The sequence below is a fragment of the Streptomyces sp. NBC_01275 genome, assembly GCF_026340655.1.
Taxonomy (GTDB): domain Bacteria; phylum Actinomycetota; class Actinomycetes; order Streptomycetales; family Streptomycetaceae; genus Streptomyces.
Genome location: NZ_JAPEOZ010000001.1, coordinates 299,273 through 315,389 on the forward strand (window position 1 = coordinate 299,273; position 16,117 = coordinate 315,389).

Sequence of the window (16,117 nt, forward strand, 5' to 3'; positions counted from 1 at the left end):
ACGGGCAGGGCGCGGCATGAGGACCGGAGCCGTCAGGAGAGGCGGACGGTCTTCTTGTTGGCGAACTCGTCAAGGCCGAGGCGGCCGAGCTCTCGGCCGATACCGGACGCCTTGACGCCGCCGAACGGCATGTCGGGCTGGCTGCGGATGAGGGTGTTGAGGCCGACCATGCCGACCTCGAGCCGCTCGGCGATGTCGGCGGCGAGGTCCTCGTCGCGGGTGAAGACGGCGGAACCGAGCCCGAACCGGGAGTCGTTCGCCAGCGCGACGGCCTCCTCGACGGAGTCGACCTTGTACAGGACCGCGACGGGACCGAAGAGCTCCTCTGCGTAGGCGCGCATGTCCGGGGTGACGTCCGTCAGGACGGTGGCCGGGTAGAAGGCGCCGGGGCCGTCGGGGACCACGCCGCCGAGGTGCAGCCCGGCGCCCTTGGACACGGCGTCCTCGACCTGCTCAGCGATCTCCTGCCGACCGGACTCGGACGCCATCGGGCCGATGCGGGTCTCCGGGTTCAGCGGATCGCCGGTGTTCCACTGTCGTGCGCGGGCGACGAATCCCTCGAGGAACCGGTCGTAGACGTCGCTGTGGACGATCATCCGCTTGGAGGAAGTGCAGGACTGGCCGGCGTTGCTGAACCGGCCCGTCGCGGCCAGGTCGAGTGCGAGGTCGAGGTCGGCGTCGGGCAGGACGATGAACGGGTCCGAGCCGCCGAGTTCGAGGACGCACTTCTTGAGATGCCGGCCGGCCTGGGTGGCGACGATCCGGCCGGCCTCCTCCGAGCCGGTCAGCGAGACGCCCCGCAGACGGTCGTCGGCGATGAGGTCGCCGATCTGCGAGGACGACACGATGAGGTTCTCGTAGACGCCCTTCGGGGTGTTCGCGTCGGCGACGATGGCATCGATGAGGAGCGCCGTGCGGGTGCAGGAGCGGGCGTGCTTGAGGAGGACCGTGTTCCCGAGCAGCAGGTTGGGGGCGACGAAGCGCGCCACCTGGTACAGCGGGAAGTTCCACGGCATGATCCCGAGCACCGGGCCCGTGGGGGCTGTGCGGACGACGGCCCGTCCGCCGACCTTGATCTCGATGACCTCGTCGGCCAGCAGCCGGGCGCCCGCGCGGGCGTAGTAGTCGTAGATCGACGCCGAGAGGACGACCTCGCCCTCGGCCTGGGCGAGCGGCTTGCCCATCTCGGTCGCCATGGCCTCGGCGAGTTCGGCGCTTCGCTCGCGGTGGAGTTCGGCGATGCGGGCCAGGACGGCGACCCGGTCGTCGACGCCGACGCCGGCCCAGTCGCGGTAGGCGTCGGTGGCGCGGGTGAGCGCTGCGGTGACCTCGGTGTCGGTCATCATCGTGTACTCGGCGAGCACCTCGCCGTTCAGCGGTGAGATGGTCTTGTACGTGTGCATGGCTTGCTTCTCCAAACCGCTTGCGGGGGGGTGGGTGGTCAGACCACGGACGGGACGCGGACCTCGTAGCTGGGGTATCCCTGGGCTGCTTCGGCCTCGGAGATGGCGATGAACTTGTCGAGGCCGCCGACGTAGAAGTTGGCGGTGCGGGCCTTTCGCTTTCCGGGGATGTTGTTGCCGAAGATCCAGGAGCCGGTCTCCAGGAACAGGGAGCCCTTGAGTTCGTCGAGGCAGGTCTGGAGCCAGTTCTCCTCGGCCTCCTCGCGCAGCCGGATGGAGGCGCCGGGAGTGTCCTTGATGCTCTGGACAGCCTGGGCGATCCACTTGGCCTGAACGCCGATGGCGGAGGGATTGTTGACGAACGGGCCGTTCGGGCCGAGGACCATGAACAGGTTCGGGAAGCCGGACACGGTCATGCCCATGTGGGTGCGGGGCGCGTCGGCCCAGTGCTCCTTGAGGCTCTTGCCGCCGATGCCGCGGACGTCCATGTTCCGGTAGCTGCCCTCGACGGCGTCGAACCCGGTGGCCAGGACCAGGACGTCGAGCTCGTGGCGGACACCGTCCTCCGTGACGATGCCGCCCGCCTCGAACTCCCGGATGGGGTGCTCCCTGGTGCTGACAAGAGTGACGTTGGGCTGGTTGAAGATCTCGAAGTAACCGGAATCGCAGATGGGGCGACGGGCGAACAGCTCGGTCGGGGTGAGCCTGCGCGCCGTCTCCGGGTCCTGGACGATCTCCCTGATCTTCCGCTTGATGAAGTCGGCGGCGAGCTCGTTGGCGGCGCGGTCGCTGGTGACGTCGCAGAAGGTCTCGTTGGCGAAGGTGTAGTTGCCGCCCTTGCGCCAGGCCCACTCGAAGACGGCCTCGCGCTCCTCCGCCGAGACGCTCCAGATGCTGCGCTTGGTCTCGTCGACGCCGAAGCCGATCTTGGAGGTGCGGAACTCCTCCCAGCGGTCCTCACACGTGGCCTTGAACTGCTCCAGCTCCGCTTCGGACCACTCGCGGTTACCGGCCGGGACGGTGTACTGGGCGGTGCGCTGGAACGAGGTCAGGTGCGCCACGGTCTTGGCGGCCTCGGTCATGAACTGGATGCCGGTGGAGCCGTTGCCGATGACACCGATGCGCAGGCCGGCGATGTCGAGGTCCTCGGGCCAGGCGGCGGTGTGGACGATGCGGCCCTCGAACCGGTCGATGCCTGGGAAGTCGGGAACGTTGATCTGGGAGAGCAGGCCGGCTGCGGTGATCAGGAAGCGTGCACGGAACGCGCCCTTGTCGGTGACGACGTGCCAGTGGGCGTTCGCCTCGTCGAAGGCCGCGCTGACCAGGGTGGTTTCGAGCTGGATGCGGGAGCGCAGGTTCCAGAAGTCGACGGCGTCCTCGACGTACTGGCGGATCTCAGGACCTGGGACGTAGCGGGTGCGCCAGTCGGTCTGCTGGAAGAGTTCCTTGTCGTAGGGCAGCTGGTACATGAAGCTCTGCGTGTCGGAAAGGGCACCCGGGTAACGGTTCCAGTACCAAGTTCCCCCGACCTTCGGCGCCTTGTCGATCGCGATCGCGTCGAGGCCGGCGTCGGCGGTGAGTGTGCGCAGGGCCATGACACCACCCATGCCGGTTCCGACGACGAGTGCGTCGATCTCGCGCACGGTTTCTTCGCTGCCCATGGATGCTCCTTTGCGGGATTTCGCGCACAGAAAAACGACTCGACCGGCGGGGCGAGTACCGCATTGATCTGCACGGCCGTTCGTTTCCCTGATATCGCCGGGGAGAGTCGAGTACGATTTCGACAACGCGACGTTACTTCTCGGAAATGTTCAGCACCAGACGGAATTGATGCGAAGGCCACGGGAGATTGTTTCCGGAACCGGAATAATCAGTGCGGCCAAGAGGCGATTCAGGCGGCGACCGTCGGCCGGTCGAGGTGCAGACAGCGGCGCAGGTGGCCGAGCGCGGCCGCGACGGGCGGGGTGACCGCCCCGGATCGCCACGCCGCACGCAGGTGCACATCGGGCACGAGTTCGCATTCGCGTTGGGCGAGCGGAACGAAGACGACGTTGGGGTTGGTCGTCGACCGGGCGACGGACCGCAGGGCGAGGTGGCAGCCGACCTCGGCTCCGACCAGCGCCAGACAGGAGGGGGTGTCGGGGGCGAACTGGACGTTGTTGACACCGCCGGCGCCGTGGGCGTAGCCGAGGCGCCAGAGCCGGTCGGTGGTGACCGAGCCGGTGGCGTAGGGCAGGGAGACGAACGGCTCGGCGGCCACGTCCCGGAAACCGACGACCTGGGCACCGGCGAGCCGGTGGGTCCGGGGCACCGCGACGACGAGGGAGTCGCTGATGAGGACCTCGCTGTCGAGGCCGGGCGGCAGGTTGTCGAAGCGGCCGAGGCCGACGTCCACCTCCTCGTCCAGCAGGCGGCGGATCGTCGGCCTGGACACGGCCTGCGAGGTCAGATCAAGGCGGATGCCCGAGTGGTCCGCGCGCATGCCCCGGGAGAGCGCCGCCACCAGGGGATGTGCCGCGACACCGCAGAACTCGACACGGACGGTGCCGGACTCGCCGGAGACTGCGGCACTGACGGCGGACTCGGCGCAGGACACCGCCTCCAGTACGGCGCGAGCAGGCTGGATGAGGGCCTGGCCGGCCGGCGTGAGGGAGACCGAACGGGTGTTCCGCTCGAACAGGCGGGCGCCGAGGTCTCCCTCGAGGGCCTGGATGGTGCGACTGAGGGGCGCCTGGGCCATGAAGAGCTGCTCCGCGGCGCGGCCGAAGTGCAGGTGTTCGGCGACCGCGAGGAAAGCCTGAAGTTGTCGCACGTTCACGGTCGTACACCTCCGGTTGCGATGCTCGACACCTACCCTAGGCTTACGACCGTTAGTTCGCTAGAGTTCGAAAGGACCCGGTTGCGGAACACCGCACCAGCGATCTTGAGGGATCCCGCGCCCATGGCTTGAGCCTCGCGGAGACTGATCCAGTTTCGACAACACACTGTTCCCAATCGAGTCCTATTCCGATCCCGTACGGGCGGAGTCGTTGACGGATCATTCGGCCGTCCTTACGTTTCATTTCACTTTCCACACGAACACGTTTAGGCGCCTTGAGATCACGGCTGCCGAACACCTTCGCCCTGATCCGAGAGGGTTGAAATGTCACTTGCAAGCAGCACCGAAATACCGGCCCGCACCCCCGCTCATGCCGGTGGTCTGCTCCTTGTCGGTCCTCAGCAGTACCCGAGCCTGGAGCGGGAGCGGGCACTGGCCGAGGAGTTCGGGCTGGAGTTCCTGGTGGCGCCGGACCGGCAGGCGTTCCGTGCGTCGATCCCGGAAGCGACCGTGGTGATGGTGACCCCGTACGCGCCCGTGGAGGCCCAGGACTTCGCCGCGATGAAGAAGTGCATCGCTGTGGTGAGGTACGGCATCGGCTACGACAACATCGACGTGGCGGCCGCCCGGACGAAGGGTGTCCCTGTCGCCATCGTGCCGGGTGCCGCGACCGAGGAGGTCGCGTCGCACGCCCTCACCATGGGGCTGCTGCTGGCGCGGCGCATCCCCGCGGGGCAGTCGGCCATCGCGGCCGGCCAGTGGGCAGGCAGCGTCGGGATGGACACGCCACGGTTCTCCCAGTTGGACGTCGCGGTCGTGGGCATGGGCCGGATCGGCCGCCAGGTCGCCCGGTGGTACGCGGCCCTGGGCACGAACGTCCGCGGCTACGACCCGTTCGCGACCTTCGACTCGGTACCGGCCGCGCCGCTGAGGGAGCTGCTCGAGCAGTCCGACGTGGTGTCGCTGCACCTGCCGTTGTCGGCCGAGACCCGAAACCTGGTGTCGACCGAGGTCATCCGCCGTATGCGGCCGCGCTCGGTCCTCGTCAACGTATCCCGCGGCGGGCTCGTCGACGAGGCCGCGCTGGCGGACGCGCTGCGCTCCGGCCACCTGGCAGGCGCGGGTCTGGACACCTTCACGACCGAGCCGCTGCCGGCGGACCACGTACTGCGCGGCGTGCCGAACCTGGTGATGACCCCGCACGTCGCGTGGCGGTCCGACCTGGCGATGGACGCGCTCCAGGAGGCCGTCGTGCTGCGCGCCCGGCAGGCGCTGACGGGCCGGCCGCTGTCAGACCTGGTGACCTGACCGGACGGGGATCCCACCCCGACAGCGTCACCACACACCAGAACGTCTGCGCGGGCACGGGTGCCGGCGCAGCGAGGTCCACGAGGTGATCACGTACCTGAACAGGACGGCATCACACGGGGACGCGACACGAACACCCCACCGGCCCCGCGGTAGCTCGGGTGGGCCCCACCAGGAAGAGAAACTCATGGCAAGACACGAGCAGGTCCCCACCGTGAGTGGTGAAAGACGAATGGCTGAAGTCGTGGAGGAGCCGCGGCGTCTGCAGGGCAACATGGGCGTCGGTGAGCTCGCCATGAGCGTGCTCGCGTTCTCTGCACCCCTGACCACGGTGGCGGGCTTCATCCCGGTGCTGCTGATGTTCGGCGGCAGGACGGGGCCGGCGATCTACATCGTGGCGACGGTCATACTCATGGTCTTCTGTGTCGGCTTCACCCTCATGGGCCGCACCGTGCCGAACCCGGGCGGCTTCTACGCCTTCGTGACCCAGGGTCTCGGACGCCCGGCCGGACTGGGCGGCGCGTTCCTGGCGACGTTCGGCTACTTCATGATCGGGTTCTTCGCCCCGCCGTTCTTCGCCATCACCGTCCAGAGCTACGTGGAGAAGAACCTCCACGGTCCGCACATCGCGTGGGGCTGGTACGCGCTGGCGATCGTCGCGATGACCACCGCGCTGGCCTACCGGCGCATCGACCTCTCCGCGAAGGTGCTGACCGCGGTGATGGTGCTCGAAGTAATCGTCGTGATCGTCTTCGACATCGCGTCGTTCGTCCATGGAGCCCCATCCGGCACCGGGGGTGCCGCCCTGAGCATGCCGTGGGTCACCGACCCCAACATCGGTCTCGCGCTCCTGTTCGTGGTCGGCAACTTCTTCGGGTTCGAGGCGACCGTCATCTTCCGCGAGGAGGTGAAGGACCCCGACAAGACCATCCCTCGGGCCACCTACCTGTCCGTGGCGGGCATCGGCGTCTTCTACGCCCTGGCCGCGTGGGCCTACATCGCCTACACAGGCGCGAACAAGGCGCAGGCGGCCGCGACGGCCAACACCGGCGGGATGTTCACCGACGCGCTGACCGTACTGGTCGGCAAGACCGTGGTCGACATCGTCACCGTTCTGCTGCTGACCTCGATCCTGGCGTCGATGCTGTCCATCCACAACGTCACAGCGCGCTACATGTACTCCCTCGGTACCGACGGTGTGTTGCCGACGGCCCTGGGCAAGGTGCACCCCAAGCACGGGTCGCCGTACGTGTCGGCGTCCATCATCGGCGCACTGTGGGCCGTCGGTGTGGTCCTCTTCATGGCGCTGGGCACCGACCCGAACGTGCTGTACGCCCGGGCGTCCGGCATCGGTTCCTTCGCGATCGTGCTGCTCCTGTTCGCGGCGAGCGTGGCGGTGTTCGTCTACTTCCGCCGCAACCCGTCACAGGAACCCGCGTGGAAGACCGCCGCCTCACCGCTCCTGGCGGCCATCGGGATCGGCGTGGTGGCGTATCTCGCGGTGACGAACTACGCGGATCTGCTCGGTGGTTCGGGCTTCGTCACGTCGTTCTTCCTGGTCTTCACCTTCGCGCTGTTCCCGATCGGGCTTTTCGTCGCGCGAGTCCTGCGGGGCCGGCGTCCCGAGGTGTACCAGCGCATCGGCCGCCAAGAGCTGTGACTTCGTGTTACCTGCGACCGAAACGGTAGGCAGTTCGACCACACGACCAGGAAGGGCCGGAACACCGTCCGGCGCCGCTGCCGACCGGGGCGGGATGCACCGACGTCCTACGTCGAGGACATCCACGAACTCGGGCACCAGCGGCGCCGGACGGCATCGACGTTCCTGACCCGGCATCGAGTCCGGACCGGGATTCCCCTCCATCCACTGTACTAACGACCGTTAGTTAGTTAGCGTTCATCCCGTCTTCGCATTCCTTCGCGGTAACCGAGGTAGCCATGAGAACTCCGGCAGAGACAGCCCCGAACCGACCGGCCGCCGCCGTCAACGGGCTTCCGCTCCAGGTCGCGGTCATCGGTGCCGGCCCCAGCGGGTGCTATGCGGCCCAGGCTCTGCGCAAGGGACAGCCGGACATCGAGATCGCGGTCTTCGACGCGCTGCCGACGCCGTTCGGACTGGTCCGGTACGGCATCGCGCCGGACCACCAGGGCGCCAAGGCGGTGTCGCGCCAGTTCGAGCGGCTCTTCGGGCAGCCAGGTGTGGCGTTCGTCGGCAACGTGTCCGTGGGGACCGACGTGAGCCTCGAAGCGCTCCTGGAGAACTTCCACGCCGTCGTGCTGGCCACCGGGCTGGGGACGGACAGGCGACTGGGCGTCGACCAGGACCCGGACGCTCGCGTCATCGGCGCCGGTGACCTGATCCGGTTGCTGAACTCCGATCCGGACGCCCGCCTGCGCCACCGGCACGCCGGTCCGGAGAGCCTGGGGTCCGAGGTCGTCATCCTCGGTACCGGAAACGTCTCGGCGGATGTCGCACGGCTGCTGTCCAAGTCCGACCTCGACTTCATCGCGTCGGACGTCGACGACGACGCACTGCGCGCAGTGGCGCCCAACCCGGTGCGAACCATCCACATCCTGGGGAGGTGTGAGCCGCATGCGGCGAAGTGGGATGCGTCGATGGTCAAGGAACTCGCCGAGATCGTCGGTGTTCATCTCAACGTTGACGGCGTACCGCTGCTCGGCGAGCCCACGGCCTCTGCGCGTACGACGGTGAACGTGCGGTTCCAGCACGTTCCGGTCTCTGTTCGGCGGCTCGACGGCCGGGTCCGTGTGACGACACGTCGTGCGGGGGACAGTGCGCTGGTCGACCACCTCGACGCCGACACCGTGATCACGGCGATCGGCTTCGACCCCTCTCCGGCGCAGTCGGCGCAGTTCGGTGGCGTCGAGGCGTCGAACGTGTTCCGGGTGGGTGGTCCGGCTACCGGCCGACTGGGAAATCTGGCGGAGAACCGGAAGCTCGCCGCAGACGCGGCGAAGGGCGTCCTTGAGTTCCTGCGTGGTCAGGAACCGCTGCACCGTACGGGCCTGGTCGGGCTCCGCGACCGCCTGCCGGCCTCGGTGGTGAGTTTCGAGGCGTGGCAGCGCATAGACGGTGCCGAGGTGCGACGCGCCCGGCCCGACAGGTGCCGAACCAAGTTCACGACCAGGGACGAACTCCTCGCTGCGGCGGCGGGCTCCGGTGCCCTGGTTTCCATCCCGACGGCCACGCCTGAGGCCATCGACACCACAGGAGAAGTGAAATGACTGTCGTCCATGTCCTGTACGGGACCGAGTCGGGCAACGCGGAGATGGTCGCCGACGACATCGCCGCCGCGTTCGGCGACCAGGGGTACGAGACGGTGACCGCGGAACTGACCGATGTCGAGGTGTCCGACCTGGCGGCCATGCAGATCGCGGTGTTCGTGAGTTCCACCTACGGGGAGGGCGGTCTGCCCGAGACTGCGGCGCCGTTCCACGACGCGCTCCTGACGGAGCGCCCAGACCTGTCCGGGGTGCGGTTCGCGGCGTTCGGGCTCGGCGACAGCATCTACGAGACGTTCAACAACGCCATCGAGACCATCCGTACGGCGCTGCTGGAGCTCGGCGCGGAGCAGATCGGAACCACGGCCAAGCACGACGCCGCGTCGACGACCCCTGCCACGGAGCTCGCCGACGCATGGGCCCGGGAGCTCCTGACCCTGATGCCCGCCTGACCGGCTTCGGCCTGACCAGACCCGAAGGAGTGACGGAGATGAGCTTGACCATCGAGGAAGCCTCGGCGCTGTTCCCGTGGAACGACGAGAAATTCCGGGCCGACCCGTACCCGGCGTACGAGCGGGCCCGTGCGATCGCGCCCGTGCACCGGACGACGGAGAACACGTACGTGGTACTGAACCACGCGGACACCACGCACAACGCGAAACTGCCGTGCATGCGCATAGCGGAGCCGCCGTCGTTCGCTACCGCCGGCGAACACCCTCATCCATGGACCGCGTTCGACAACACGGTCCTGTCGAAGGACGCGCCGGAGCACACCCGGATGCGGCGGCTGACGAACCGTTGGCTGACACCGAAGATGATCGGCACCTGGGCGCGGTTGACGCATGACTTCACCGTCGAGGCGCTCGGCAGGCTCGCCCCGGGCGAGGTGGTGGACGCCCACTTCGACCTGGGCGTGATGCCGACCCATCTGACGATGTGCCGCATCCTCGACATGCCCGTGGGCGACGTGGAAGGGATGTTCTGGGCCCTGTGGGACGCGATGCTCATCAACGCGACCGCACCGGGTGAGGGCATCCACGCGAGGTCACTGGCCGGGATGAACTTCATGTTTGCCGAGACCGAGCGGTACGTACGGGAGAAGCAGAGCGCCGAGGAGCCTGGAAACGGGCTGGTCGATGAACTGCTCGCAGCCCACGGGCGCGGCGAGCTCACCTGGCGCGAGGTCCTGGAGACCACGGTGCTGCTGTACATGTCGGGCGGCCCGAACCCCGCCTACCTCATCGGTGCCGGATTCAAGTTGTTCGCCGAACGACCGGACCTGATGGCCGAGTTCAGGGAGAAGCCGGAGATCCGGGAGGCGTTCGTCAATGAACTGGCGCGGCTGAATCCGGTCGAACTCATCATCACACGGTTCCCGAACGAGGACATCGAGATCCAGGACGTGCACATCCCTGCGGGGTCGTGCATCAAGTACCCGATCGGCGCCGCGAACCGGGACCCGGCGGTGTTCGAAAACCCGAACAATTTCGACCACAACCGCCCGCCGGAGGCGAGCCGGAACCTGACGTTCGGGCTCGGTACCCACGCGTGTGCCGGGCAGCTGTTGGCTCGGGCCGAGACCAGCGTGATTCTCGGCCTCATCGCCGAGCGGTACTCATCGGTCGAGCTCGCCGGTGAGCCGCTGGAGGTCCGCACCGACCGTCTGGTCGCGTTCGACAAGCTGCCTGTCCGACTCTCGTGAGCCGGACTGCCGGTCCCTTACTTCGAGGAGCGGTTGAATCACTACCGACCATGCACATCTCGGGCAACCAACCCTGCCGACGTCGCCCCGGTCTACCCACGTATGACCGGCAACTGACAGATCGAGAGTGCGAAGCGACGCCAGAAACGGCGGGGTGAACCACCGACTCCCCGTGTGGTGAACACCTCCGCCCCCGGCCCCGGTAGGAGCTGGGGGCTGGGGGCAGGTTTTGCACGAAGCCCTCTCGCTGCACCAAGCTTCATGACCAGCCCTGACTGCCCGTTGGCCCCATACACGACAAGGCAAGTACGGGGCCAACCACAGCACCAGGTGCTTCGGCAGGCGGGGCTTCGGCCTGACTCGGCTGGCAGCTCACGGAGGCGACGCGCAGCGCCTGACTCCGGGACGGCGTCCCCGGGACGCGGCTCCGGCTGGCGGGCCTCACCCGGCAGCAGCCGGAACGGAGCTGCGTGGTCTCCGCCTGGCCGGCATGGCGTCTTCGGCAGACGGCAGTCGACCATGACGTAACACACCAGCAATCAGCCTTTATGAGGATGTGCTTTCTTAAGCCAGGAGACAGGCCTGCGGCAGCGATAGGCCCCGCTTCCACCCCATGTCTGATCCCCGCCTTCTGGTTCAGTCCTGAGCAAGAGTCGCGCGGGCATCGCCCGCGGAGCGCCGTACTGCGGTGTCGGTCAGTTCCTTCACCCTGTCTGCGGGTACCGGGAGGCCCGGGGTCTCGGAGAACCAGCGCCACATCTCCGCGTCGGTCAGCCCCGCGGGCTGTGCGGGCAGGTACGGCTGAACGTAGACGGGGGTGCCCGGCTCGCTGCGCCAGCTGTCGGCGAGGCGTCCGGTGTCCACGGCGTCGTAACCCAGCGCGTCCAGAAGCTCAGCCACCTGCGCCTTGGCGGCCGCGTCGTCGCCTGCGACGGGCAGCGCACTGCGGTCGTCGGCGCCGACCGGCCGGGCGGAGCTGAACAGGCGGACGAAGTCGATGTTGTTGAAGGCTTTGACCACCTGGGAGTCGGCCAGGTGCCACTGGACCAGGGCGCTGGAGGTCTGCTCGCCGGCGTCGAGCTCGGCGATCCGGTCGTCACGCTCGGGGTAGTAGTTCATGGTGTCGATGACGGTCTTGCCGGCCAGGGCTGCGGCGGGGAGCTGCTGGTAGGTGTTCAGCGGGACGGTCGCCACGACCAGGTCGCCGGCCTCTGCAGCCTCCGTGGGTGTGGCCGCGCGTGCGCGCTCGCCGAGTTCGGCGACAAGGTCGGTGAGGGTCTCGGGGCCGCGGGAGTTGCTCAGTACGACATTCAGGCCGGCGGCGACGGCGAGACGGGCCAGTGCGCTGCCGATGTTGCCGGCGCCGATGAGTCCGAGGGTCTTGGCCATGGGTCATGTCTCCATTTCGGTGGGTAGGAGTGGGATCGCGATGTGAGATTTCGGCTGCGCGGGCTCACGCCTCTGTCGTGCGCCACGGCTGACAACTGATCCAGGCGGCACCGTCGGTGAAGAGGACGGCGACGGCGAGGTCGGCGGGTTTCCCCCTGGTGTGTCTGCGGGTGTACTGCAGTGGCATGGCCTGCAACTGCCGACGGTCGTGCTGTGGCTGGGTCTCGGCCACGGTCAGGTCTGCTTGCGGTCGGACGTGTTGACGATGACACCACCGTCCTGCCTCAACCGGCGCGGCAGGGTTCGCGTCGTGAGGACCGCTGCCGCCCCGCCAGGTCCAGCGCCCGCAGGTCGCTGTCGCGACCGAGGGGTGATGCGCAGAGATCGACTCCGGCGTCACTGCTGCTCGGCCGACGCCTGGACCGAGCCTCGTCACTGATGTCGAACTCGACGGCGATCGCGGACGACAGTCTCCTGTCAGCCCCGCTGACGGTCGCCGCTGGCGCGACGTTGGTGTCGCGACAACGACCGCGGCGCCCTCCTCGGCGAGCCGCTCGGCCGTGGCCGGCCGATACCAGGCACGCCGTCAGCAATGACGCTCCTCTCGGCCTGCAGACGCCCCATGGTTCTCTCCCTCGCTGCACTGAAGCGCCATTTTTGGACCATTGGCTTCTTAATGACACTTGGTGTCACATCGAAAACTGTAGCTCATTATTGTGGGTCGAGTTCAAGGGTGAGGTAGGATCGCGGGGTGACTGGAGCAGTACGTACGAGCACGCGAGACATCGCGCGGGCCGCCATCCGGTCGGAACTGGCCCACGTGGCCTTCGACCTGTTCCGCCGTGAGGGCTTCGAGAAGGTCACCGTCAACGACCTGGCCGCGGCCGCGGCCGCCGGAGTGTCCCGCAGCACTTTCCTGCGCTACTTCGGCAGCAAGGAGGATGCCGTCCTCGGCGCCGTTGACGCTCAGGGCGAGCAGATCGCCGATGCCGTACGGGCCCGGCCCGCCGACGAGGACGACTGGACGGCATTGCGGCGCGCACTGGACACCGTCATAAGGCCCCACCGCCAGGACACGGACGGCGCACTCGCAATGTCCCAGCTCATCATGCAGACGCCCGCTCTATGTGCCCGCAGCCAGGAGAAACAGAGCGGCTGGCGCCCCGCCATCGCGCAGGCGCTCGCCGAACGCGACGACCCGGCCCGGCCTCCCACCCTGGGCCCTCTGGTGCGAGCCGCCGCCGCGGTGGATTGTCTGAACATCGCGGTCAACCACTGGACCGCCTCCGACGGCCGCTGCGACCTCGACGACCTGCTCGACGAAGCCTTCGCCGCACTCGCCCCGCGCTGAACAAGACGGATCGGATCGGAGGACTCGAGTCGCACGCACGGACGGCGCCCCACTCGATGCCGCGGGGCGCGCCGCCGTTGGTCGATCAGCCGGCGGATGACAGCGGGCGGGCTCGAGGTTGGCAAAAACGGTCGATGCGGGCGGCCGTCGACGGGCCTTCCGGACCCACGACCGACGCGCGTGCGGACCGCGGCAGCGGGCGCCGCAGCAACCGCCCCGCAGTTCGGAGGTAGGACCCTCGCACGCCACATCCCGGCGGGCACCGACCCGCCTGCACCGACAGCGCACGGGCCATAGCCGGAGCCCGCCTTGTCGGCAGACGCGTTCGGGGCCATCGTAGGCTATGACACTTACGGCAAAACGGTCAGGATGATCATCATGGGTGTCACATTCGATCGGCTCGTTCCTGGACCGCCTGGCGCCGACAAAAACACGTCCGCCGTCGTCGTCATGACGGACCCGAGCGGCCGCGTGACCTGTTGCAGCCCCGCGGCGCAGCGACTGCTCGGATACGCCCCTGCGGAAGTCATCGGCAGGCCCGTGGCCGAGTTGCTCTCCGAGGACGGCACGCGATTTCGTGACCGGGAGGGACGGGGGCTCAGTGCGGAGGCGCGTCTGGGTTTGCTGCAGGACGGTGAGCGGGAGGTCGGTTTTGCACTCACAGCCGTGACCACCGAGCGAACCGGCGTGGTGACGGAGAATGCTGATGCCCGCAAGGAAGAAGCCCTCATGCGGCGGGAGTTCGACCAGTACCCCACCGCTCTGGTGATCTACGATCGGGATGGTCGGCTGCTGCGGATCAACGAGAAGATGGCGGAAGTGATCGGCCGTCCCGAGGACGAAGTCCGCGGCCTGCACCTGACCGAATTCCTGCAAGGGCCGACGTTCGAGGAAGCCGAGCGGCGGGTCCTACGGGTGGCAAAGACCGGTGAGCCGGACTACATGGAGCACGAGGTCAGTACACCGCCCGGAAGCAAGGCGCACCCTTGGGTCGCCCAATTCTTCCCGCTCAAGGACGCGGCCGGCGAGGTGAGTGCGGTGAGCCTGGCGGTGTACGACTACACCCAGCAGCATTACTCACGGCAACGGCTACAACTGCTGAGCGAGGCCAGGACCCGCATCGGCACCACCCTTGACGTGGCCGGGACGGCCCGGGAACTGGCCGAGGTCGCCGTTCCCCGCTTCGCCGACTTCGTCACCGTCGACCTGTTCGACGCCGTTTTCCAGGGTGAGCAGCCCGGTCCCGTTCTCGCCGGCCGTGGTGCGGCGCTGCGCCGGGCCGCGAACCGGTCTGTTTACGAGTGGGCGGGGGAGGCCGCACTTTCCGTCGGCCAGAGCCAGGTCCATCTATCGTCTTCTCCTGTCACCCGCTCCGTCATCACTGGCCGTGCCGAACTGCATGGCATCACCGACCCGGAGATCGTCGGTTGGCTCGCCGATGATCCGGTACGCGCGGACCTGTGCCGCAGGTATGGGGCGCATTCGCTGATCACAGTGCCGATCCGCGCCCGGGGCACGACCCTGGGTACGGTCCTGTTCCTGCGCCATGCCGCATGTCCGGAGCCCTTCAGCCTCGAGGATCTGGCGTTCGCGGAGGACCTGGTCGCCAGGGTCGCGCTCCACGTGGACAACGCCCGCCGGTACACGCGCGAACGTGGCATCGCGCTGGCGCTTCAGCGCGCCCTGCTGCCCCCGAGCCCGATCCCCCATGCCGCGGTGGAGATGGCCGCCCGCTACCTGCCGGCGGGCGGCGATGCCGAGGTGGGCGGCGACTGGTTCGACGTGATTCCGTTGCCCGGCGCACGGATCGGCCTCGCAGTCGGCGACGTCGTCGGGCACGGCATCAACGCCGCCGCCACCATGGGGCGCCTGCGCACCGCCGTGCGGACGCTGGCGGACGTCGACCTGCCTCCGGACGAGCTCCTCACCCACCTCGACGACATGGTGACCCACGCCGCGTATGAGCGTGAGGCGGAGAGCTCCAAGAGCGTCGGCGACATGGGCGAGTCTTCCGGGGACGTCGGGGCGAGCTGCCTGTACGCGATCTACGATCCAGTCTCCCGCACCTTCTCCATGAGTCGGGCGGGCCATCCCGCCCCGATCCTGGTCCATCCGGACGGCACCCCACGCGTCCTCGACCTGCCTGCCGGCCCGCCGCTCGGCCTGGGCAGCCTTCCCTTCGAGGCAACCGACATCACGGTGCCCGAAGGCAGCCTGCTGGCCGTGTTCACCGACGGGCTCCTCGAGACGCGCGAGCACGACATCGATGAACGGCTCGATACGCTCTGCCGCGTCCTGGCCCGTCGCGTTCCCACGCTGGAAGCTCTTTGCGACACGGTCCTGGAGACACTGCGGACCGAGTCCCAGGCCGATGACATAGCACTGCTCATCGCTCGCACCCGGGCCCTCCACCAGGACCATGTCGCCTCCTGGGAGATCCCCGGTGATCCGGCTGCCGTGGCCGAGGCTCGCAAGCATGCCTCCGACTGCCTCACGGCATGGGGGCTTCAGGAGTCCGCCTTCGTGACCGAGCTGGTGGTCAGCGAACTGGTCACCAACGCCATCCGTCACGCCGCCGACCCGATACGGCTCCGGCTGATCAAGGACCAGTCGCTGATCTGCGAAGTCTCCGACGGCAGCAGTACGAGCCCGCATCTGCGCCGGGCACGCCTGTCCGACGAGGGCGGCCGGGGCCTTTTCCTCGTCGCCGAGTGCACCGAACGCTGGGGCACTCGCCACACCCGCGACGGCAAGATCATCTGGGCCGAGCAGCGCCTCGTGCCCTCCCCCGTATGAACGGGATTCAATGCACAGACGCGAGCTGTTGCATCAGCCCACGTACCGGCACGCCAGATATGAGCGAGGCATGTGCGCCTCGCCTGCCTGACGAGCGGAGGCAGTCC

At 68.0% G+C, this 16,117-nt stretch carries 12 protein-coding genes; 7 read left to right on the plus strand and 5 right to left on the minus strand.

Annotation, left to right across the window (positions count from 1 at the left end; genetic code table 11):
* Positions 1–32: 32 nt before the first annotated feature.
* From OG562_RS01295 to OG562_RS01305, 3 genes are all read right to left on the minus strand, one after another.
* Positions 33–1,403 (minus strand): NAD-dependent succinate-semialdehyde dehydrogenase, encoded by a 1,371-nt coding sequence (locus tag OG562_RS01295; protein ID WP_266392494.1) that lies wholly within the window; start codon positions 1,401–1,403, stop codon positions 33–35.
* A gap of 38 nt (positions 1,404–1,441) precedes the next feature.
* A complete protein-coding gene (locus tag OG562_RS01300; RefSeq protein ID WP_266392497.1) occupies positions 1,442–3,064 on the minus strand; it encodes an NAD(P)/FAD-dependent oxidoreductase in 1,623 nt (540 codons plus the stop codon).
* A gap of 230 nt (positions 3,065–3,294) precedes the next feature.
* A complete protein-coding gene (locus OG562_RS01305) occupies positions 3,295–4,215 on the minus strand; it encodes a LysR substrate-binding domain-containing protein (protein ID WP_266392500.1) in 921 nt (306 codons plus the stop codon).
* 330 nt (positions 4,216–4,545) lie between these two features.
* Here OG562_RS01305 and OG562_RS01310 point away from each other — a divergent pair, with 330 nt between their 5' ends.
* The 5 genes from OG562_RS01310 (at position 4,546) to OG562_RS01330 (ending at position 10,474) form a co-directional block, all read left to right on the plus strand.
* A complete protein-coding gene (locus OG562_RS01310) occupies positions 4,546–5,529 on the plus strand; it encodes a C-terminal binding protein (protein WP_266392502.1) in 984 nt (327 codons plus the stop codon).
* Positions 5,530–5,761: 232 nt separating this feature from the next.
* Positions 5,762–7,189, plus strand: a complete 1,428-nt coding sequence (locus OG562_RS01315; protein WP_266392506.1) for an APC family permease — start codon at positions 5,762–5,764, stop codon at positions 7,187–7,189.
* A 278-nt stretch (positions 7,190–7,467) separates the two neighbouring features.
* Positions 7,468–8,775 carry an FAD-dependent oxidoreductase gene (locus tag OG562_RS01320; RefSeq protein ID WP_266392509.1) on the plus strand — a complete coding sequence of 436 codons (1,308 nt, stop codon included), beginning with the start codon at positions 7,468–7,470 and terminating at the stop codon, positions 8,773–8,775.
* Positions 8,772–9,224, plus strand: coding sequence for a flavodoxin domain-containing protein (locus tag OG562_RS01325; RefSeq protein WP_266392512.1), 453 nt, complete (start codon positions 8,772–8,774; stop codon positions 9,222–9,224). Before OG562_RS01320 ends, OG562_RS01325 begins: the two co-directional genes overlap by 4 nt.
* A gap of 38 nt (positions 9,225–9,262) precedes the next feature.
* The gene (locus OG562_RS01330; protein WP_266392516.1) at positions 9,263–10,474 is read left to right on the plus strand and encodes a cytochrome P450; all 1,212 of its coding nucleotides are present in this window, start codon (positions 9,263–9,265) and stop codon (positions 10,472–10,474) included.
* Between the two features lie 636 nt (positions 10,475–11,110).
* Here OG562_RS01330 and OG562_RS01335 read toward each other — a convergent pair.
* Both OG562_RS01335 and OG562_RS01340 read right to left on the minus strand, forming a co-directional pair.
* Positions 11,111–11,863 (minus strand): NADPH-dependent F420 reductase, encoded by a 753-nt coding sequence (locus tag OG562_RS01335; RefSeq protein ID WP_266392519.1) that lies wholly within the window; start codon positions 11,861–11,863, stop codon positions 11,111–11,113.
* A gap of 64 nt (positions 11,864–11,927) precedes the next feature.
* Positions 11,928–12,095, minus strand: a complete 168-nt coding sequence (locus OG562_RS01340) for a hypothetical protein (RefSeq protein ID WP_266392522.1) — start codon at positions 12,093–12,095, stop codon at positions 11,928–11,930.
* Positions 12,096–12,614: 519 nt separating this feature from the next.
* Here OG562_RS01340 and OG562_RS01345 point away from each other — a divergent pair.
* Both OG562_RS01345 and OG562_RS01350 read left to right on the plus strand, forming a co-directional pair.
* Positions 12,615–13,214, plus strand: coding sequence for a TetR/AcrR family transcriptional regulator (locus OG562_RS01345; protein ID WP_266392526.1), 600 nt, complete (start codon positions 12,615–12,617; stop codon positions 13,212–13,214).
* Positions 13,215–13,523: 309 nt separating this feature from the next.
* On the plus strand, positions 13,524–16,010 hold the full coding sequence (locus OG562_RS01350; protein ID WP_266392532.1) for a SpoIIE family protein phosphatase: 2,487 nt from the start codon (positions 13,524–13,526) through the stop codon (positions 16,008–16,010).
* Positions 16,011–16,117: the final 107 nt, after the last annotated feature.